Below are 19,206 nucleotides of genomic sequence, written 5' to 3' on the forward strand. Positions count from 1 at the left end.
GTCCCCGGCGCCCGACCCCCCCGCCCCCGGCGGGGCCCTGGGCGCATTACACAACCCCCGCCCCCGCCCCCCGCCCCCCCCCGCCCCCCCCCCCCCCGGGGGGGGGGCCCCCCCGCGCCCCGGCCCCCCCCCACACTGCTGTTCAGGTGTCGGCCTGTGCCTGTCCCCTCGGTCAGACGGATGCGGGGGTGCCGAGCATCGCGGAAGCCTGCTGGAGCGAGCTGAGGATCCGTACGGGTGCGGCCGTGGGGAGGGAGCGGCACGTGAAACCGAGCCGAGTCATGGCCCGGAGGACTTCGGCGGCGCTGAAGTCACGGCGGTCCTGGCGGGTGATGACCTGGCCGACTTGCTCGACGGGGTAGTGACGGCGGCCGATGGTTACCGATTCACCGGTGACCGGTTCGGGCTTGATGCCCTCCGACCTTTGCTTCAATGACTCTCACTGTACGGTCCGTTAAACTCCCCCCTCGCGAGCGCAGATATTATTCAGCCCGAGCACCGCACGCAGTCCCTCGTCGCGGAACCCGAGCGGCATTCGGACATCCAGCACCGCCACGTCCGGGCGGTGGGCAAGCGGCGCGGGCAGGTCTCGTGCACGGTACCGACGGCGGCCACGACCTCGTGACCCGCCGAGGTGAGCAGCAGGACCAGCCCCTCCTGCAGTCAAGGTGTTGTCCTCGGCGATCACCACAGCACGACAGCTCCACATCGATCGCGGTCGGGCTCTCGACGGAGTGGACCTGGCCGCGGCTCCCAGGAAACGGCAGTGATCCTTTGCCTGCCAGACTTGCCCGCCCGGTTCCTTACTGCCTTGAAGCCGGCAAGGGGCGGGGGCCAGTGCATTTTGCGGAACCTTTGCCCGGAGGCAGCCGTTGGTCAGGTGAACGCGCGAGCGGAATCGCGACCGATGGCTCAGAGGAATACCGAGGTGACGTCGATGGCTATGTGGGACCGACTCAAGGACCAGGCCAAGAATCTGCAGCAGGCCCAGCGCGGGGGCGGTGCGACCCACGGACCGAGCCGCGGCGCAGGGTCCGGCGGTGGACCACGCGCCCAGCTGGTAAGCACATTGAAGACGCAGCTCGGCTCCCTCAAGACCGAGCTGAAGAGCGGTGCGTACCGGGACGCGAGCATGGCGATGTGCGCACTGGTCGCGGCCGCGGACGGGCATGTGGACCCGGCCGAGCGGCAGCACGTCGAGTCGATGATCCTCAGCAATGAGGTGCTGCAGAACTTTCCGCCGGAGCAGTTGCGCCAGCGCTTCAACAAGCATGTGGACCAGCTGACGCACAACTTCCAGCAGGGCAAGGCCGAGGCGATGCAGGACATCGCCAAGACCGCCAAAAAGCCGACCGAGGCGAGGGCGGTGATCCAGACCGGCATCGTCATCGCCGGGGCCGACGGCGACTTCTCCCAGGCCGAGCAAATGATCATCCGGGATGCCTGCACCGTGCTGGGAGTGTCTCCCGCCGAGTTCCAGCTCTGATCTGCCCGCGGTCCGGACCCCTAGGCGGCTGACGCAGGGTCACATCAGGGGAGCCGGACGGCCGGCATGCCGTCCGGTGGCCAGAAGCGGCGCTCGGGAGGCCGATGAGGATGCCGGGGTCTGGTTCATCACCGGAAGCCAACAACAACCTCGACGGTTGAACTGCGGCGCCCGAGGGCGGGCAGCCGGAACCGGCCAGAAGGGCTGTCGCCGCCTGAATCACCGTGTCGGGCGTCAAATCCGCCCCGTTGCTCGCAGCAACCCCGGCTCGGCGACAACGGAGATCCAGCACGGATCCCGCCGTATGGCATTTAAAATGCCATCCTCGTGCCATGGCTGACGACGACACCGACTTCCTTCTCGGCGGCGGCCCCAGCAGCGGCATCTCTGTCTCCCTAACCGCCGGCACCCTCCGAGCGATCCGTGAGCGGGCCGGCAAGCGGGGTGTGTCCGCGTACCTGGAGAAGGCCCCGCAACGGCAGATCGAGCGCGACAACCTGGACGAGTTGATCGCCGACTTCGACAAGACCAACGGCCCCGCCGATCCCGAAGCGGCGGCCTCCAAGCGGGCCAAGCTCACCGGCAGCTCCTCCACCGGGGCCGGGGCTGCCGCGTGAGCGGCGCCCTCATCCTGGACAGCGAGAGCTTGGCCAAGGCCGTGCAGCGCGACCCCGAGGTCCACGAATGGCTCACCGCCGCCCGCGACGCCGACCTGCCCGTCAGCACCTCAGCCGCGGTGCTCCTCGAGGTGATCCACCCCAGGGTCAATGACGCCGCGCTGAAGTGGACGCTGTCCCGGCTCCGAGTCGAGCCGGTCACCCAGGCCCTCGCCCAGTCCGCCACCGCTCTGCTGCGCGCGGCCGGGCTGCCCGGTCACACGTACGCCATCGCCGGCATGCTCTGCGCCACCGCCCTCACTCAGCCGGGCCGAGTCACGATCCTGACGTCCGACGTCGAGGACATCACCATGCTCACCACCGACCACCCACGCGTGATCGCCGAGAAGATTTGACTCACAACGCCACGCCGGGCCCGCGCAACGCCTGTCCCCGAGTGCCCGTCCACCTCACGCAAGGTCGGACAACAACAACTCCAGCTCCCTCTCCTCCTCAACGCGTACACCGAGTTCCGCGACGGCCGCCGCGAGCGCGGGTTCCCAGGGGGTCTCCGTCGGGGTGCCGACGAGGGGTGACAGCGGAGGTGAGGCGTTGCGGGACACGGCTGCGCGGTAGTCCGCAGCCGTGTAGCGCCAGGGCCGCCAGGGGACGCGGCGGTGAAGGACGCCGGCGATCCGGAGCCCGCCCCAGTCGAAGTCACCGTGGTAGCGCAGGGTCGCTCCGTGTTCGTGCAGTCCACGGAGCAGCGTGAGGGCGGCGGAGGAGGGCTGACCCTGAAGACAGACCAGGGGCGGGCACGCGGGGCCGAGGGTGTCGGCCGCCGCCGCGAGGACGGTCGGGTTCTCGCAGATCCACACCGTCGGAGGAGCGAACTTCGGCGGCCGGCGGGTGAGCTGGCGCAGGGTGAGTACGAACGGTTCGCCCCCTTCGGCCATCCGGTCCAGGGCCGGGGTGCCACGCAGGTTCAGAGTCAGGACGGTCGAGGACAGCTCGTCGCGGAGCAGTCCCGCCGAGGCCCACGCCTCGCGTCGCCATTCGGCGCCCTGGCCGTCGGGGAAGCCGGTCAGCGCGCGGGCCCCGGACAGGGTGAGCGTGGCCAGCGGTGTGCCGTCGTCCAGTGCGTGGGCCGAGCCGAGGACATGGGCGGCGAAGGCGGGCAGCGAGACGGCCGGATCGGCGGGAAGTACCCGCAGAGCGGCGCACGCCCCGGCGAGCAGGGTTCGCGTGGTGTCGGGGGCACGGCCGAGGCGTCGCGCGAGGCCATCGGCCCGTACCCGGGCGGCCCAGTCCGCCAGTGGAGGGACCGACGCGGTGAGTTCGTCAAGGGGGGCGTGCGCCCGCTCCCATGCTGCTTCCTCCTCGTGTCGGGCCTGGGCGAGCGGGGTTACGGGGCCGACGAGCGCTTCGACGGCGACGGCGAGGCCGTCAGGGCTGGCGCCCGAGCGGCGCAGTACGGCGTCGACCGCGTCCAGCCGTACGGTCAGGGACCTGCCGGCACCGGGGGCTCGGGCGAGTAGCCGTTCGACCGCCGCCCGCTGGGCCGGAGTGGGATCGCCCAGAGACACGGAACCGGTCAGGGGTTGCCCGGTCACCAGACGTCGGCGCGCTCGTTCGACGAGCCAGGCGAGGTCCGGTGTGCCGAGCAGCCGGGCGAGACGCGGGCCGTCGATCGCTCCGTTCTCAGGCTCAGCCCCGTGTGTCAGCTCCACAGCGGCTCGGACTCCGCTACGCCGGGCATGTCCTGGGGCGCGTCCCGTACGGGGTCCTCGCGGCGCTGCCGTCGCGTACCGTCCCACTCCCAACGGGTGACGAGGACCGCCGCCACCTCGTCGATCCGGGACAGCTGGGCGATGGCGATGCCGGGCACCTGCGGGTAGCAGGCCCACTCCCGTTCGCTGGTCATCACCACGTCGAGGTCGAAGGCGTTCAGCAGGCCGAGGCATTTGGCGCGGGAGTCGTCGTCCACGCCGGCGAACGCCTCGTCGAGGGTGACCAGGCGGGGCGCGTACGGGCTGCCGGCGCTCGCGTAGTGCGAGGAGGCTGCGGCGAACAGCGGTACGGACACGGCGAGGACGCGTTCGCCGCCGGAGGCGGGGCCGGTGGCCGGAACCCACCGCCCGTGCTGGTGGCGTTCGACACCGAACTCGTGCCAGGAGCGGTAGTCGAGAGCCGCCGTGAGGTGTTCGAGCCAGCTGCCCGAGCCGTCGTCGGACTGCTGGCGGGCGATCTGGGCCTGGAGGAACTCGCCGACCGCCGTGCGGTCCTCGGCCGTCCAGGCGTCGGCGGACTGGCGCAGCCGGTCACGGGCCTGGGCGAGTCCGGGCGGGGCCTTGCGTGAGGCCCGCCACATCAGGCGGAGCTTCATGCCGGTGGAGGTGGGGCGGTCCTCCAGTTCGGTGTTCATGTCCCGCACCTGCCGTTCAGCGGTGCCGATGAGTTCCTGGAGGGTGCCGGCGACCTCGGTGATCAGGTGGGTTTCGAGGATCTCGCGTTCGTGCGCGGACAGGATGCGGGTGAGCTCTCCGACCTCCGTAGCGAGCGCGTCGGCGAGTTCGGGTACGGCCCGCTCGCGGCCCTGGTAGACGATGTCGACGACCATGCCGTCCTCGACCATGCGGGCGGATGCGCTGTGCCCGTGCCGGGAGAGGGTGTCCTGCAGGGTCTTGAGTTCCTCGCCGAGCCGTCGCTGGACACGTTCCCAGGCGGCATCCGTGTCGTCGGTGGCCGACAGGCCGGAGTCGATGGCGCGGGCAAGCGCGATGGCCGGGGTGGCGGCCCAGGGGCCGTCGTCCGAGCCGGGGATGGCGAGCTCCGGCAGCGCGACCGCGACGAGCCCGGTGGCCGTGAAGCGCTGGAGCGCGGCGATGGCCTCCGCTCGTGCGTCGACGGCTTCGGCAAGGTCCATCTCCAGCTGCTCGATCCGCCCCTCGGACCGCCCGGCCTCCCGGTCCGCCTCGGTGTGACGCCGTCGGGCGTTCTTCTGGTCGGTCTGGCAGATCCGCTGTGCCTCGGCGGTCTCGGCGAGTCGCCGTTCGAGTTCGGCGACGGCGGCGCCGACGGTGGAGCGCAGGGTCCGGTGGCGCTCGCCGGCCGCCGCCGCCTCGCGCGCCGCGTCTTCGGCCCGCTCGGCGAGGTCGATGACCCGCTGCTCCGCCTCGGCCGCCTCGGCGCGTTCGTCGTCCACCTGTCGTACGGCCTCGCCTTGTTCACGTAGCGCGGGCCACAGAGCGGCCAGCGCGGTGGCGAGGGAGCCGAGGGCGTGACGCACGGCGGTGAGTCCGGCCCTGTCGGCGGGCAGTCCCAGATCAGCGGCGACCTCGGCGAGTTCGGCGGCGGCCCTCTCGGCGTGCCCGGCTGCCTCAGTGACCTCGCCAACACGCTCCTCGTACCGCGTGCGGGCCTTGCGTACGGTCTCGGCGGCGGCGCTCACGAGCGCGTGTGCCCTGGTGAGCGGCGACTCGTCGGGGACGTCGGCGAGCTCGGCGTCGAGTGTGCGACGGCGTGCCGCGATCATCTCGGACCGAGCCGCGAGTGTGTCCGACTCCTCGCGCAGGGAGGCGAGTTCGATGCCGAGCACGGCGGCGCGGGCCCGGCGCGCCGCCTCGCGCGCGCCCTTGCCGATGTACGTGGCGGCGGGCTTAGCCCATGCGCCGGTGAGTGCACCGACCCTGAAACGTCCGTCGGGTGCCACCCATGTCCCGGCTTCTCCCCCGCCGTCGAGGCCGATGGCGGCGAGCAGGCGGGTCACCGTCGTCTCGTCCAGGGCAGCGGCCTGCCCATCACCGTGGTCCACGGCCGGGCACAGCACGTCTGCCAGCGAGGGGCCGCTGACCGGTCCGTTCGACGGGGAGAGCAGGATGTCGTGCCCGTCGACGGCGAGGGCGGAGCCGTCGGGCAGCACCCAGGCGTCGAGGAGGCCGGAGGCTTCGAGTGCCGCTTCGAGCCCTGCACGCTCTGGTTCGGCCAGTTCGTCACGGAAGTCGACCAGGCGCCAGAGCGGCGCGCCCGGCAGCTGTTCGCGCAGGCCGGGGGTGCGCGTCGCCGGGGGCTGGGGCTCGCGTCCGCCGCCGGACTCCAGCGCGGCGAGCTCGCACCGTGCCTCGTCGGTGCGCGCCGCCAGCTCCGAGGTCCTGCGGGCGGCTTCGGCCGCCTGGTCGGCGAGGTCCGCCGAGCGGGCGGTGTGTGCCCGGGTTGCATGGACCCGCGCCGGGTAGGGGCCGTCGAGGTGATGGGTCCATTCCTGGAGTTCGTCCAGGAGACCGGTCTCGTCAGAGAAGGCCAGCTCCTTCCAGACGCGGGCGCGTTCGTGTACGGCGTCCAGGAGGGTCCGGCCTGCCCGCGCCGCACTTTCCTCCGCCTCACCTTGTGTCTCAGCGGCCAGCGCGAGGTCGGTCTCCGCCTCGTCGAGACGGCCCGAGGCGCGGCGGTGCGCGTCGGTGGCCCGCTCGGAGGCTTCGAGGAGGCCCTCGATGTGGACGAGGGCTCGCTGGGCGCGGGCCGCGGCGTCCTCGACGGCGCGCCGCAGTTCGAGCTCGGGCAGCCGGTCGCCCCCCGGCAGGACGACGCGCGCGGCGGCTGCCTGCTCCCGCGCGTGGGCGAAGGTCTCCTCGACCCGGAGCCGCGTGGCACGCAGCCGGTTCTCGGCGGCGCCGAGCCGCCCGAGCGCCTTGGTGTGCAGGGCGTCCGCCTGCTCCCGGTCCCCCCGCGCCCGGTCCGCCGCCTGCGCCGTTCGCGTCACGGCCTGCGCGGCATGCTCAAGCTCTCGGGCGTCGCGCATCTCGGGCGCCTCGCGCAACGCTGTCTCCTGGGCCCTCAGGCGTTCCCCGGTCTCAGCCAGGGAGCCGATCTCCTCTTCGGCTGCCGCCCGCTTCTCCTCCGCGCGGGTGCGCCGCTCCTGCACCTCGGCCAGATCTCGCTGCACGCGCTCGTAGCGGGAGTGCTCGGCGCGCGGAAGACGGGCACGGCGCCGGCTGGCGACCCGGGCGTACCGTCGGTAGTGCTCCAGGAAGGCAGAAGCCGCCCGCTCGGCGGCGGACGCGGCAGCCAGCTCGTCCTTCTCCTCGTCCAGGGAACGGAACGCCTCGGCCACGTCGGCGACGACGGCCTGGTCCATGGGCGGCAGCGCCTCGGTGAGTGCGCGTGAGAGGGCCGCCTCGTTGGGCCGCTTGGACAACTGGGGCTGGCGCAGCTGGATGAGCAGGTCGACCAGGGCGGCGTACCGCTGCTCGCCGAGGCCGAAGAGCCCTTCGTCGACCGCTCTGCGGTACGTCTTGGCCTGGTCGTACACCATGCCGTACCCGGCGACGGCCTCGGCGAGGCGGTCCCGGGACAGGGCCGTGCCGGTGGCGTCGAGCAGCCGGAAGGTCTCCTCCGTACGTTCGACGGAGCTGTGGTCGACGCGCTGACGGGTGACGGCGTACCAGTGCCGGGCGATGCCCCGCCCGCTGACGGCCTTGAGCCCGCACAGCAGCGTACGGAAGTGCTGCTCACCGGTCGTGTCGTCGAGCCTGCCGAACTCGACCCAGGTGTAGCCGAGCCGTTCGGAATGCGGGTGCTCGCCACCGAGGAGCAGGTTCCACTCCATCCGCTTGCCCGGGTCGCCGTCGGGTTCGACACGACGCGGGCTGAGGTCACCGTCGAGCAGGAACGGCAGGGTCAGGGCGAGCACCTTGGATTTACCGGTGCCGTTGTTGCCACGCAGCAACAGGCGCCCGTCCCGGAAGTGGAACTCCTCCACGTCGTAGTGGAACAGGTCGACGAGCCCGACGCGCAGGGGCTGCCAGCGGGAACGCCGCGGGGTGGGGAGGCGGGTCACGAGGTGGCCTTTCGCTGCGGAGGCATGGGGGCGAAGCCGGGTTCGCGGATGACGGTCTCGCCGACCGCGTACCGGGCGAGGGCGGGGCGGGCCGCGATCGCGTCCGGGGTACGGGAGGCCAGACCGAGCGCCGTGAGCCGGGCGACGGCCTGTTCGACGAGCTCGGTCTCCATGCCCGGCTCCCGGGCGGACTTCGACCAGAAGCTGCCGTGCTGGGCGGCGAGTTCACGGACCCGGAGGGCCAGCTCGTCGAGGGTGACCGGTCTGCCGGCGCCGGCCAGGTGCTCGGCGAGCAGCAGGGTGACGTGGCCGTGCGTGCCCTGTTCGGGCATGCGAACGTCGGTGAGGTCGTCATCGGGATCGACCATGGCCATCCCCTCGGCCCGCACCTCCGCGACCAGTCCGGTCAGCTCGGTGATCCGGGCGGTGAGGAAGCCGCGCTGCCGGGTGAGGTAGCCGAGCTCGGCGTCGGTCAGGTCGTCGTAGTAGAGCACCGGGTCGTCGAGCAGTCTGCGGGTGAGCGAGTGGCGCATGGCGCGGAAACGCAGTTCGTCGCTGTCCAGAGCGGTTTCGGCGACGAGCTCGGCGAGGCGGTCGTCGAGGGTTTCGACATGGACGGTGGAGGGGCCGCGGCGGGAGGCCAGAAGTCCGGCGAGGACCCGGCGTTCGACGTCGTACAGGACGTCGCCCGCCCCGCTGACGTACGCCTCCTCCTCGCCCGCCACCCGACGCAGCACGCCGAGGTCGAGCAGAAGCCGTACGACGGCGGCGAGGTCGAGGCGCTCGTCGCGGCGTTCCAGGGCGAACTCGATCCCCGTCGCGGCGAGTCGGGGATCGGCGGCGTCGAGGACGATCTGGTCGGCGAGGCGCCCGAGAGCGATCTGGGCCTCGCCGCGTTCGAGGGCGGCGAGCGCTAGGCAGAGCAGAACGTAGCGCCGGCGGGTGAAGGGGGCGGTACCGCGGCTCGCCTCGCGGGCCGGGTGCGTGGGGTCGGTGAGGACGCCGGGTATCTTGCGCAGCCGCGCCGTCTCGGCGTCCACCTGGAGGGACCAGCCGGTGTTGCGGTCGAACCACTCACGGAGTTCGGGCGCGTGCCGGCGGACGAGGCGGAATTCGTCGGCGTACCGGCCGCGCGCCAGGAGGAGGGGGTGTTTCAGCAAGGCGCGCGCTGCCTTGCGCAGGTCGGCGGCGTGCTGGCCGTCCAGCACTTCGGCGAGGGGAGTAGTCATCGGCCGGGGGTCCTGTCCGTCAGGGCGTCTGCGTCCGTCAGGTCGACGATCTCGATGAGATGGTCCGGGCCGCTGAAGACTCCGCCGAGCGTACGGACCTCTGCGGTGGTGCCGTCGGCGAGCGCGGTGAGGCGGATCTCCATGGAGCCGTCGTTGCTGGTGGCCACGGTGTGCCTCATCCCTGGGCGCCATCTGGCCAGCGCGTCGCCGAGAAGTTGGAGGAACAGGCCGAAGGAGGCCGGGTCGAGCTCGCCGAGCTCGGACAGGCGCGTGACCCCGTCGGTGACGAGCCGGACGCGGGCGGCGGCGGTCTCCGCAGCCTGCTTGGAAGCCGCCTCAGCAAGAGCGCGCCGCCTGGCCTCACGGTCCTCGACCTTGCGTGGCTTGCCACGCCGCTCGTAACTACCGGTGCGGCGCAGTTGGGGACTGATCCGCAACGGCTCCGCCCCGGCCCAAGGTGTGGCTGCCGGCACGGGCTTCGCCGCCCGGGCGGCGAGGGTGTCGGCGTCGACGGTGAGGTGCCGGGCCGAGTACAGGCCGAAAGCCGTTCGCCACAGCCGGTGCCGGGCGTCATCGTCGGGTGCCTCGGCGAACCAGCGGGCCAGGGTCCGGAAGTCGGCGGACCGGTCCGAACGCCCTGCCCTGCGCTCGTTCAGCGCCCGTACGACCGCCAGGAGCTGCGGAATCGCCCCCAGTGCCCGGCCGCGCAGGAGCCGGGCCTGGGACTCACGTCCGTCCCTGCTGATGAACCACGCCCCGAGCCCCTCCCAGCGCGCGGCCCACCGCTCGTACACCTCGCGCTCGGCGGCGGCGGCCTCCTCCGGCGAGGCGTCGGCGGCCTCGCGTCCGGCGGCGGCCCTCAGCAGCGGATCCACCCTGCCGCCCTCCTCCAGTTCCAGGATCAGCCGGGCGATCCGCCCGCCCAGCGTGATCAGGTCCTGGATGAACCGCTCCAGATACTGGATGAGCCGGTCCTTGTACGCGAGGAAGACTTCCTCCTCGACGTCGTGCAGGTCGATGGTCCTCTGGAGCGATCCCATGAAGGCCCGGGCGTTGTCGGCCAGCGCGGCGAAGCGGCTGGCCAAGGCGTCGAGCGTCAGGTGTGTCTTGGCCGGGTCAGGCTCGTCCTCGGCGGCCAGGACGAGGAGCGCGCGCAGCTGGGTGACGATGTCGTGCAGCGCGACTGCCTGAAGCGCGCCACGACGGCCGAGCGCCTCGTCGTATGCGGACAGCGCCGCCTCGGCGGCCTCCCCCTCGCGCGTGAGCTGGTAGATGAACCGCTTCCGGTAGAAGTCCTCGACGGCTGTGACCCGCGCGGTGTCCGGATCGGCTCGCAGATTGCCCCAGACGACGAGCCTGTCGAGCGCGGCGGCGACCGTTTCCGGCTCGGCGGGGCGGATGTCCGCCGGAAGCGCGGCATGCACCTCCTCGGGGCGCAGATGGACCGCGAACCGCTCCTTGGCCACGAGAAACACCCGCATCACCTGGCGGTAGAGCGGGGTGTTCGGCACGGTGAGGTGGGCGAAGGGGCCGAATCCGTCCGGCTCGGAAGCTGGATCGGCCGAGGCGGTGACGGTCATCGCCCCCATTGTCCCGCACCCGGGGCAGCTACCGGCAGGGACGAACGCACCTGTCCGATTCCCGCGGGAGTGACCGGATCCATGCGGTTCTCATGGCGGCTCCAACGCCCTGCGCGATGCGCGCGGCGACCAGTGCGGCCTCGTCCGGGGCCAGACCTCCCGGGCAGAGGGCCCGATGACCACGTCGGCATCGCTTCGAGACGACGCGGCCTCGCCGAACTCACTACCTGGCGCACGGCACGTACCCTCCTCGCGGGTCGCGCCCGCGGAAGACCCAGGCCGTCGCTCCACGGCCCCAGTCCACCCGAGCGCAGGAGACTCCGGCCGCCGGGCGGAAGCCAAGCCCTCCATCACAGCCTCGCGTGACCTTCACGGAGCAACTGCTGCAAGAGCTCGCGGAGGCCGGCAGCAGGATCGTCAAGAGCGGCAGCGGTCCGGACTTGGAGAAGTGGCCGTCCCGCGTCGCCGCGGCACGCAGGTCCGGAAGGGTCCCGGAGACGAAGGAGCTGTACGGGGGTTGGTGCCAGGGCGGGTACGAGATCAAGCTCGTCGACATCCCCGCCTGGCGCCTCGCCGTCATCGAACCCGTCCCCGTTCCCTCCCGGCTCACGCGCCCGCACACCGTGGTCCGGGCCATGCAGAACGAACAACAGCCACTGGGCCTCACGAAGCCCGTCCAAGGACGTGCCCTCCGGCTCGTCCAGGCGCTGATCACCGCTGCCGAGGCCGATGGACATTCCAGTTCGGCAGGACCGACCGGCTTCGCGCCCCCGTCTCATCGCCGCCGCGGGGCATCTCCCCACTTCACCATCACGGCACAGGGCCAGACCGTGGGGCTCCTTGTCCTCCAGGAGCAAGACCGTACCGAGCACGTCGCCACCGAGAAGGAACTCGCCCAGGCCAAGAACTCCTGGATCAGGATCCCCCGCTTCGACTACACCCCGTCCGAACGCCTCCGTTTCGTCCTCAGCGGCGGCCAACCGCACCGGGCGGGCGAATGGGCCGACACCCCCGGCCGCCCCCTCGAAGACCAGCTCGCCGAGATCGCCCAAGAAGTCACCCTCCGCGGCGAAGCCGCCGAACGCAGACGCCTGGACGAGATCGAAGCGGCACGCCAGAAGCGCATCCGCTGGGAAGCCGCCGTGGAAGAGCCGAGGCGTACCGCGGTCAGGCATTTTGAAGCGCAGGAAGCGACATGGCGCCGCGCCACTCGACTGACGGAGTACGTGAGCGCCGTACGCACCCGGGTCGAGGCCATGCCCCCCGGGTGCGCCTCCCAACCAGCGTGACCTGCGCGATCAGCCAGCTGACGTCCCATCAGAAAGAGCGTCAAGTGGGCGTCACGAGCGTCATTTCAGCGTCAAGATATCGCCCGTAACGCCCACAACGCACATAATGCGCACGCACAAAACCCCAGGCCAGGCGTCCTACTTCACCGGCTCCAGAATCGCCACGCACTCCACGTGATGCGTCATCGGAAAGGTGTCCCGGCAGGATGGATCTCGCATAACACCAGGTCAGGAGCCATTTCCTGCTCCGCCGAAGGGCCCTTCGTGCGCACGGAGCGTCAAACGGGCGTCATGCCCAAGGGCCACGTCCTGGTCGGTCATTGCTGGGGAATTCATGACCCCTGCCAGTACAGCCAGCCACTTGGCCTCCACGGCCCAGTGGCCAGACCGCCCGATGAGCGAAGTGGTCAGTTGTCGGGTTTCTTCTTCGAGCGCCGAGGGGCGGCGGCCTGGGTGGAGCGAGCGCCGCCGGCCTCGGTCTGCTGGGCGTACACGGCGTTCGTCACGAGCTCGCGCGCGTATGCGGCGTCCAGTCGGCCAGGGCGGAAGAGGATGCGGTACATGATCGGCGCCACGACACGGTCGATCAGCAGTTCCGTCTCGGGCACCGGCTCCCCCCGCTGCACCGCACGGGCCAACACGACGTCGATCTGCTCTGCGGCATACGCCGAACACTGACCGGCATTGGCTCCGTCGGGGTCGCCGAGCAGGGCGTCCCGGATGTAGGCGCGCCCGGGCGGCGAGGCCATCTCGTCGACGAACTGTTCCGCCCACGCGTCGAGATCGGCCCGCAGGCTTCCGAGATCGGCCGGATCCGTTTCCGGGCGCAGTCGTTCGACGGCCACGTCTGACAGGAGTTCCTGCAGGTCGCCCCAACGACGGTAGATCGTGGAGGGGGTCACGCCCGCCCGAGTGGCCACCATCGGGACCGTGAGCGCGTCGCGGCCCACCTCCCCTACGAGTTCACGTACCGCCGCATGGACGGACTCCTGTACGCGTGCGCTGCGCCCGCCGGGGCGGACCATGGGCTTGGGACTCATGCGTTCCACCTTAATGCGATTTTGTTGCTTCTAGGCGGTGGCCGGCGTCGGCGACCCGCGGGGCTACGTGTCCGGGCGGCCGAGCACGGCGGACGCCCCTGCAGGGACGCGACCGCATGCCGGCTGGAACGTCCGCCTTCCCTCAGGCAGCGAGGGGAGCAAGCCGCCCCGCGCCGGCCACCGACTCCTCGTAGACCCGGCCCACACGGAGCACCGTCGCGTCGTGGAAGGGGCGCGCCATCAGCTGCATACCGATCGGCAGTCCGGCGCGGTCGTGACCGACCGGCAGGGTGAGGGCCGGGACGCCGGTGATGTTGGCTGGGGCACAGAGGCGGACGTAGCTGTCCGACACGGCCTCGGTCGTGCCATCGGCCCACTCGACGGCTTCCTGCCCCGCCTCGGCGGCGGTCATCGGCACCGTCGGCGCGGCGAGGACGTCGATTCCGTCGAACATGCGAGCCCAGGCGTCTCGCATCATGGTGCGGGCCCGCTGGGCGCGGAGGTAGTCGCCCGCAGAGGTGAGTTCGCCGGCCTCCAGCAGGATGCGAACGTCCGCCGCGTACAGGTCGGGGGTGGCCCGCAGCGGCCGCTCGTGGTAGGCGGTGGCCTCGGGAACCATCAGCCCCCACTGAACCGCCTGGACGTAACGCGCCATCGGGATCTCGACGTCGACGAGCTCCGCCCCCAGCTCCGCCAGCCGCTCGATCGCGCCGCGTACAGCCTCCTCGACCTCGGGCGCGACCCGGTCGAAGTAGTGGTTCCGCGGTACGCCGACCTTCAGTCCTCGCAGGTCACCTCCCGGGAAGCGGTCCAGCATCGGGCCGGACACGCTCGCCGGGTCGCGCGGGTCGTGGCCGGCGGTCGCCGACAGCACCAGCGCGACGTCCTGGACGGTGCGGGCGAGAGGGCCCACGTGGTCCAGGGACCAGGACAGCGAGGTCACGCCTGTGCGTGAGACCAGGCCGTAGGTCGGTTTGAGGCCCACCACGCCGTTCAGGGCAGCGGGGACCCGGATGGAACCGCCCGTGTCCGTGCCCATGGCGAACGTCGCCCCGCCGACGGCGACAGCTACCGCCGAGCCGCCGCTCGACCCGCCCGCAACCCGGCTGTGGTCCCAGGCGTTGTTCGTCTGCGGAGTGGTCAGGCCGTAGGCGAACTCGTGCGTGTGCGTCTTGCCCAGGAGGACGGCCCCGGCGGCGCCGAGCCGCTCGGCCACCCGGCTGTCGCGTTCCGCCACATGCCCTGCCCGGACGTGCGAGCTCGCCGTGGTGGGTATCCCCTCTGCGTCGATCAGATCCTTGAGCGCCATGGGGATCCCGTGCAGTGGCCCGCGCGGTCCGCTTCCGGACATCTCCCGTTCGGCGCGGACCGCTGCGGCCAGGGCCGCGTCGGCGGCGACAGTGACGTAGGCGCCCAGCCGTCCTTCGACGGCGGCAATACGGGCGAGCACCGATTCGGTGAGTTCGACGGGGGACAGCTCCCGTGCGCGCACCGCACGGGAGGCTTCGGTCAGCGACAGCTCAAACGGTTGCATCGGCGTTCCCCTGTCCGGCTCGGTAGGAGGACGCGGGAGGGGTCTCGCCGAAATCGAGCTCGCGCAACGTGCTGATCACGGAGTGGATGTAGTTGGCCGTCATGGCCACTCCCTCGTGTCGGCCGTCCCCGAGGGGGAGCCCCGCCCGCAGCGCCCCTCGGGCTGCCTCTTGGGGGGTGAGTTCGCTGGTCATGGCTTCCTTCCGGATCTGTACGGCGCGACGTGCCGGGCTGGTACAGGACCTCCGACCACCGTAAAAGCGAATCGTTTGCTTTAGTCGATCGTAGGACCTACGGTGGTCTAAAGCAAACGAATCGCTTTTAGCGCTGGAAGGACCCTCATGCAGAGCGCCCCTGTGGGCCTCGCGCCTCCCCGCACCTCCCCATCCGGACGCCTGCCGTTCGCACTGCACGCCTCGATCCTGATCGCGCTGCTCGCCGCATCCAGCGCGCCGACCCCGCTGTACCCCCACTACCAGGCTCAGTGGCAGTTGTCGTACCTCGACATCACCGTGGTCTTCAGCGCCTACGCCCTGGCGCTCCTGATCGCACTGCTGACGACCGGAACCCTTTCCGACCATGTCGGACGCCGCCCCGTGCTCCTGGGCGCGCTCGCGGTCCAGGTCGCCTCCATGGCACTGTTCGCGACGGCCAGCGGCCTGACCACCCTGATCGGCGCCCGCGTGCTGCAGGGCATCGCGACTGGCGCGGCGACCAGCGCAGCAGGTGCGGCTCTCCTCGACCTGGAAGACCCCGCCCGGCCGGGTCGCCCCGCTCTGGCCAACAGCATCGCGCCAATGACGGGCATGGCGGCCGGCGTCCTGGCAGCCACCCTCATGGTGCGCTTCGCCCCCGTTCCGACGATCACGGTGTACGCGGCCCTGATCGCCGTGTTCGCCGCGCAGGCCATCGCCCTTGCCTCGACGCCCGAGACCGTCCGTCGCCGTCCCGGAGCACTGCGCTCGACGCGGCCCGACCTGGCGCTGCCGTCGGCGGCCGCCCACGCTCTCCTGCTCAACGGCGCCGGCGTCGTCGCCGTCTGGGCACTCGGCGGCTTCTACTCGTCCCTGGGACCGGGCTTCACACGGCTCATCTCCCCCGGCGGACCCGAATACGCCGGCGGCATGGTCTTCTTCACGCTGACGGCCGTCGCCGTCCCGACGGTGTACTTCACGCGCAGGATGCGTGCCGACGTCTCCGCTCTTCTCGGGAGCTGCGCGGTGATTCCGGCGGCCGTCCTGCCCCTGGGTGCCCTCCATCTCGCCGCCGGCTCCGTACTTCTCTTCGCCGGGGCGGCGCTGGCCGGGTTCGGGTTCGGAGCCGTCTCCCAGGGTGCGCTGCGCGCGGTCGTCGACTCGGTCCCGGCCCGGGAGAAGGGCGGCACGCTCGCCTCCTATTACGTACTCAGCTACCTGGCGATGAGTCTGCCCGCCATCGGCGCCGGCGCCCTCACCGCCGGCTTCGGGCTGCGTGCGGCAGCACTGGCCTATGCCGGCTGCGTGGCCGTACTGGCGACCGTCGCAGTCGCGACGCTGACCGCGTCGCTGCACAGTCGGCGCCGGGCACCGTCCCCGGACACCCACTCCCGCCCGGCAGCGAACAACTACTCATCCACCTCACCCGACACACCCGCTCCAGACATCTCCGTCCTCGCGACCCATAACAGGTAAGGAAAGTGGCCGTGTTCACCTCATCGCAAACGACCAAGTCCATCACTCCCCCCGTCTCTGACTGGACGGTGGGCAACCACACCGTACGACGCATCGACGAAGTGGTCCTGCCCGCCCGGACCGGTCCGTGGCTGCTGCCCGGGGCAACCACCGACCTCGTGAGCCGGACTTCCTGGCTGAGCCCCGAGTTCGCCGACGAACAAGGCGTCCTGCGCCTGGCGAGTCACAGCTTCGCCGTCGAGGTGGACGGCATGCGGGTGCTGGTGGACACCGGCATCGGAAACGGGAAGTGGCGCGCCAACCCCGCCTGGCACAACCTGAACAGCGACTACGAAGCACGGCTACGGGCGGCGGGCTTCGCGCCGGAGAGCGTTGACCTCGTGGTCCTGACCCACCTCCACGCCGATCACGTGGGGTGGAACACGCGTGCCGAGGGCGACGCCTGGGTGCCCACCTTCCCGAACGCGCGCTATCTCACCTCGCGCACCGAGTGGGACTACTGGGCGGGTGTCGACATGGAGGAGGCGCGTCGGCAGATGTTCCGGGACTCGGTCCATCCCGTCCGGGAAGCAGGTCTGTTCGACCTCATCGATGTCGCGGACGAGGGCACGGACGTCGCGCCGGGCATCCGTCTGCTGCCCACCCCCGGCCACACACCGGGGCAGGTAGCGGTGGAACTGAGCAGCCGTGGCGAGACCGCATTGGTCACCGGTGACAGCATCCACCACCCGGTCCAGATGGCACATCCGGAGCTCTGCAGCTGTGTGGACGTGGCTCCCGAACTCGCGGTCAGGACCCGGAACCAGGTGCTCGGCTCACTGGCCGGTACGTCAACTCTCCTGCTTGGGAGCCACTTCCCGCCGCCGACCGCCGGACACGTGCTACGCGAGGACGGCGGGTTCCGACTGGTCCCGGCTCCCTCGGGGGTAACGCCCATCGGCGGCTGAAGCGGATCGGAGCACCCGGGACGTGCCGCGCACCGAGTCGCACCGAGTCCGTGCGGGTGACGTCCTGGGCGTCCGCGACCGGACGGCCCGGGAGCGGCTATGAGACTCCTCCGGCATGCGCTCCGTCGTCACCGATGGGGCCGGACGACGTCATGACCGATCGGAGGAAACCAGGTCGAGCGACCCACCTGGGCCGCGCAACCGCAGGTCAGACGTCCTTTGCGGCCTTTTCAAGAATCGCCACGCACTCCACGTGCGAGGTCATCGGAAAGGTGTCGGCCTGAGCAAGCCACAGAAAAGGCTGGGTCAGAGGCGCCTTCTCGGCTTGATGCGCAGCCTGAAGGGGCCCAGAGCGTCAAACGAGCGTCACGGCGGACAGTGCCGGGTCGGTGTCGGGCCACTCGGTCTCGCGGGCGAGCGAGGCGGATCCCTCGGGATGATCCGGTTGCCGCAGTCTGTTCAGCCCTGAGCAGCACGGAGGAGGTCACGCGGTCCACCAGGATTTCTGGTGTCGCCTGCCGTGTGGAACATGTTGATGCGCTGGGCCCAGCCGCGCAGGCTGCGGTGGTCGTGCCTACGCAGCACCACCGGTGCGGCCGAGGTGGGCTCGGTTCCCGTCAGCAGGGAGCGCCACAGGGTGGCTGATCATTTCAGGATGAGGTTCGGAGGCGTCGCAAGCAGATGATGCTGCGGGCGAGTTGGAGAAGTCCAAGGTGGAGATCGGCTCGTATCTCGTAGCGGGTCCGCAGGCGTTTGAACTGGTGGAGCCAGGCGAAGGTCCGCTCGACGACCCATCTGGTCTTGTCCAGACCGGATCCGTGGACGGTGCCCTTGCGTGCGATCTTCGGCGTGATGCCACGGCCACGGAGCAGACGTCGGTACTTGTCGTAGTCGTAACCGCGGTCAGCGAACAACCGCTGTGGCCGGTGGCGGGGCCGGCCCACCGGGCTGCGGATACGGGGGTCGTGTCCAGCAGGGGTATGAGCTGGGTGACGTCGTGTCGGTTTCCGCTGGTCAGCGACACGACGAGGGGTGTTCCGTGCCGGTCGGTGATCAAGTGGTGCTTGCTGCCGGGGCGGCCACGGTCGACCGGCGAAGGTCCGGTGTGAGCCCCCCTTTCAGGGAGCCACAGTCATTCTGAAATGATCAGTAAGCTGACGCCCTATCAAAGCCAATGTCCCATGAGCGTCAGGGCCGCCTTGCGCGGACCCTGTGAATACCGGTGGCAACACTCGCCCACCTTCCCGTCCGGGATTGGAACCGCAGGTGTCGAGCCCGCCCGGCTACGCCCGAGCAGCCCACGAAAACCGCAGGTCAGATCCCCTTTGCAGTAAGCTCCAGAATCGCCACGCACTCCACATGAGGCGCCCTTGCCTCGTCGAACGTCAGGAAACGGGGAACCAGGTCGCGAGGCGCTTGGCGATCGCCGGTACATCGACGTTGTCCTGCGCGACTTCCTCGACGAACGGGCCGGCCACGGAGACGGGCGGCGGGACGGTACTCGCGCTGACGCCGTTGAACCGCAGGAAGACACGCATGGCGAGCCAGGCGGTGCGCTTGTTGCCGTCGATCAGCGCATGGTTGCGGGCGACAGAGTGCAGCAGCGCCGCAGCCTTCTCGTGCAGCGTGGGATACAGCTCGGCTCCGAACACGTTCGTCCGGGGTCGCTCGATCGCCGACACCAGAAGGCCCATGTCACGCACGCTGTGCTCCGTACCGTTGACCGTACGGGCGATGGCCAGGATTTCGTCGAGCTGGATGTAGCGCACGTCGGTCACTTCAGGTAGTCCAGGATCTCCGCATCGCTGTCCATGAGCTCGGCCAGGACGTCATCGACCTTCAGCTCGGCCCGGTCCTGGGCATCACGGATGGCCTCAATGGCAAGTTCCTGCTTGCTGCGGCCCTCCCGGCGAGCCCGCTCGGTGAGCTTCGCGTCAAGGTCGTCGGGGAGTCGAAGTGTCATCGCCATACAGAGATGATACCAGTCCGGTATCAAGTGG

General features: G+C 70.7%; 16 protein-coding genes and 2 pseudogenes. 6 read left to right on the plus strand and 12 right to left on the minus strand.

Annotated features, from left to right (window positions below; translation table 11 throughout):
• Positions 1-172: 172 nt before the first annotated feature.
• Positions 173-433, minus strand: coding sequence for an SCO5918 family protein (locus tag ACF068_RS26955; RefSeq protein WP_392276889.1), 261 nt, complete (start codon positions 431-433; stop codon positions 173-175).
• A gap of 60 nt (positions 434-493) precedes the next feature.
• Positions 494-709 (minus strand): annotated as a pseudogene (locus ACF068_RS26960) (DNA-binding response regulator); the annotation flags it as partial.
• Positions 710-937: 228 nt separating this feature from the next.
• On the opposite strand from ACF068_RS26960, the gene ACF068_RS26965 reads away from it, so the two are divergent.
• The 3 genes from ACF068_RS26965 (at position 938) to ACF068_RS26975 (ending at position 2,498) form a co-directional block, all read left to right on the plus strand.
• Positions 938-1,486, plus strand: a complete 549-nt coding sequence (locus ACF068_RS26965; protein WP_392276998.1) for a tellurite resistance TerB family protein — start codon at positions 938-940, stop codon at positions 1,484-1,486.
• A gap of 332 nt (positions 1,487-1,818) precedes the next feature.
• Positions 1,819-2,103 carry a hypothetical protein gene (locus tag ACF068_RS26970; RefSeq protein WP_392276890.1) on the plus strand — a complete coding sequence of 95 codons (285 nt, stop codon included), beginning with the start codon at positions 1,819-1,821 and terminating at the stop codon, positions 2,101-2,103.
• Entirely contained in the window at positions 2,100-2,498 is a 399-nt protein-coding gene (locus tag ACF068_RS26975) for a DNA-binding protein (protein ID WP_392276891.1), read from the plus strand. The genes ACF068_RS26970 and ACF068_RS26975 overlap by 4 nt, the downstream gene beginning before the upstream one ends.
• Before the next feature lie 54 nt (positions 2,499-2,552).
• Here ACF068_RS26975 and ACF068_RS26980 read toward each other — a convergent pair whose 3' ends face one another.
• The 4 genes from ACF068_RS26980 to ACF068_RS26995 are packed head-to-tail and all read right to left on the minus strand — an operon-like array spanning position 2,553 to position 10,727.
• On the minus strand, positions 2,553-3,812 hold the full coding sequence (locus ACF068_RS26980; RefSeq protein WP_392276892.1) for a TIGR02679 family protein: 1,260 nt from the start codon (positions 3,810-3,812) through the stop codon (positions 2,553-2,555).
• Entirely contained in the window at positions 3,803-7,918 is a 4,116-nt protein-coding gene (locus ACF068_RS26985) for a TIGR02680 family protein (RefSeq protein ID WP_392276893.1), read from the minus strand. The genes ACF068_RS26980 and ACF068_RS26985 overlap by 10 nt, the downstream gene beginning before the upstream one ends.
• Complete coding sequence (locus ACF068_RS26990; protein WP_392276894.1) at positions 7,915-9,147, minus strand: TIGR02678 family protein; 1,233 nt, start codon at positions 9,145-9,147, stop codon at positions 7,915-7,917. Before ACF068_RS26990 ends, ACF068_RS26985 begins: the two co-directional genes overlap by 4 nt.
• Positions 9,144-10,727: a TIGR02677 family protein gene (locus ACF068_RS26995; RefSeq protein ID WP_392276895.1), complete on the minus strand. Its 1,584-nt coding sequence runs from the start codon at positions 10,725-10,727 to the stop codon at positions 9,144-9,146. The genes ACF068_RS26990 and ACF068_RS26995 overlap by 4 nt, the downstream gene beginning before the upstream one ends.
• Before the next feature lie 362 nt (positions 10,728-11,089).
• Between ACF068_RS26995 and ACF068_RS27000 the strand changes: the two genes are divergently transcribed.
• Entirely contained in the window at positions 11,090-12,016 is a 927-nt protein-coding gene (locus tag ACF068_RS27000; RefSeq protein ID WP_392276896.1) for a hypothetical protein, read from the plus strand.
• A gap of 407 nt (positions 12,017-12,423) precedes the next feature.
• Here ACF068_RS27000 and ACF068_RS27005 read toward each other — a convergent pair whose 3' ends face one another.
• The 3 genes from ACF068_RS27005 to ACF068_RS27015 all read right to left on the minus strand — a co-directional run bounded on the left by ACF068_RS27005 (position 12,424) and on the right by ACF068_RS27015 (position 14,783).
• Positions 12,424-13,056 (minus strand): TetR/AcrR family transcriptional regulator, encoded by a 633-nt coding sequence (locus tag ACF068_RS27005; protein WP_392276897.1) that lies wholly within the window; start codon positions 13,054-13,056, stop codon positions 12,424-12,426.
• A gap of 142 nt (positions 13,057-13,198) precedes the next feature.
• Positions 13,199-14,590 carry an amidase gene (locus ACF068_RS27010; RefSeq protein ID WP_392276898.1) on the minus strand — a complete coding sequence of 464 codons (1,392 nt, stop codon included), beginning with the start codon at positions 14,588-14,590 and terminating at the stop codon, positions 13,199-13,201.
• Positions 14,577-14,783 carry a hypothetical protein gene (locus ACF068_RS27015; RefSeq protein ID WP_249626581.1) on the minus strand — a complete coding sequence of 69 codons (207 nt, stop codon included), beginning with the start codon at positions 14,781-14,783 and terminating at the stop codon, positions 14,577-14,579. The genes ACF068_RS27010 and ACF068_RS27015 overlap by 14 nt, the downstream gene beginning before the upstream one ends.
• A 147-nt stretch (positions 14,784-14,930) precedes the next feature.
• On the opposite strand from ACF068_RS27015, the gene ACF068_RS27020 reads away from it, so the two are divergent.
• On the plus strand, positions 14,931-16,259 hold the full coding sequence (locus ACF068_RS27020; RefSeq protein WP_392276899.1) for an MFS transporter: 1,329 nt from the start codon (positions 14,931-14,933) through the stop codon (positions 16,257-16,259).
• Between the two features lie 11 nt (positions 16,260-16,270).
• Positions 16,271-17,206, plus strand: coding sequence for an MBL fold metallo-hydrolase (locus ACF068_RS27025; protein ID WP_392276900.1), 936 nt, complete (start codon positions 16,271-16,273; stop codon positions 17,204-17,206).
• A 650-nt stretch (positions 17,207-17,856) separates the two neighbouring features.
• On the opposite strand, the pseudogene ACF068_RS27030 reads toward ACF068_RS27025, so the two are convergent.
• The 3 genes and pseudogenes from ACF068_RS27030 to ACF068_RS27040 form a co-directional block, all read right to left on the minus strand.
• Positions 17,857-18,326 (minus strand): annotated as a pseudogene (locus ACF068_RS27030) (IS5 family transposase); the annotation flags it as partial.
• 265 nt (positions 18,327-18,591) lie between these two features.
• Positions 18,592-18,984, minus strand: a complete 393-nt coding sequence (locus ACF068_RS27035; protein ID WP_392276901.1) for a type II toxin-antitoxin system death-on-curing family toxin — start codon at positions 18,982-18,984, stop codon at positions 18,592-18,594.
• Positions 18,981-19,175: a ribbon-helix-helix protein, CopG family gene (locus ACF068_RS27040; RefSeq protein ID WP_007445201.1), complete on the minus strand. Its 195-nt coding sequence runs from the start codon at positions 19,173-19,175 to the stop codon at positions 18,981-18,983. The genes ACF068_RS27035 and ACF068_RS27040 overlap by 4 nt, the downstream gene beginning before the upstream one ends.
• Positions 19,176-19,206 lie beyond the last annotated feature (31 nt).

The sequence above is a fragment of the Streptomyces sp. NPDC016309 genome (genome assembly GCF_043077235.1).
In the GTDB taxonomy this organism is placed as follows: domain Bacteria; phylum Actinomycetota; class Actinomycetes; order Streptomycetales; family Streptomycetaceae; genus Streptomyces.

What these genes read in the sequence shown, in the direction of transcription:
- ACF068_RS27040 (WP_007445201.1), bottom strand. Translation starts at nt 19,175, where the DNA reads ATGGCGATGACACTTCGACTCCCCGACGACCTTGACGCGAAGCTCACC.
- ACF068_RS26965 (WP_392276998.1), top strand. Translation starts at nt 938, where the DNA reads ATGGCTATGTGGGACCGACTCAAGGACCAGGCCAAGAATCTGCAGCAG.
- ACF068_RS27005 (WP_392276897.1), bottom strand. Translation starts at nt 13,056, where the DNA reads ATGAGTCCCAAGCCCATGGTCCGCCCCGGCGGGCGCAGCGCACGCGTA.
- ACF068_RS26970 (WP_392276890.1), top strand. Translation starts at nt 1,819, where the DNA reads ATGGCTGACGACGACACCGACTTCCTTCTCGGCGGCGGCCCCAGCAGC.
- ACF068_RS27010 (WP_392276898.1), bottom strand. Translation starts at nt 14,590, where the DNA reads ATGCAACCGTTTGAGCTGTCGCTGACCGAAGCCTCCCGTGCGGTGCGC.
- ACF068_RS27015 (WP_249626581.1), bottom strand. Translation starts at nt 14,783, where the DNA reads ATGACCAGCGAACTCACCCCCCAAGAGGCAGCCCGAGGGGCGCTGCGG.
- ACF068_RS26995 (WP_392276895.1), bottom strand. Translation starts at nt 10,727, where the DNA reads ATGACCGTCACCGCCTCGGCCGATCCAGCTTCCGAGCCGGACGGATTC.
- ACF068_RS27020 (WP_392276899.1), top strand. Translation starts at nt 14,931, where the DNA reads ATGCAGAGCGCCCCTGTGGGCCTCGCGCCTCCCCGCACCTCCCCATCC.
- ACF068_RS26990 (WP_392276894.1), bottom strand. Translation starts at nt 9,147, where the DNA reads ATGACTACTCCCCTCGCCGAAGTGCTGGACGGCCAGCACGCCGCCGAC.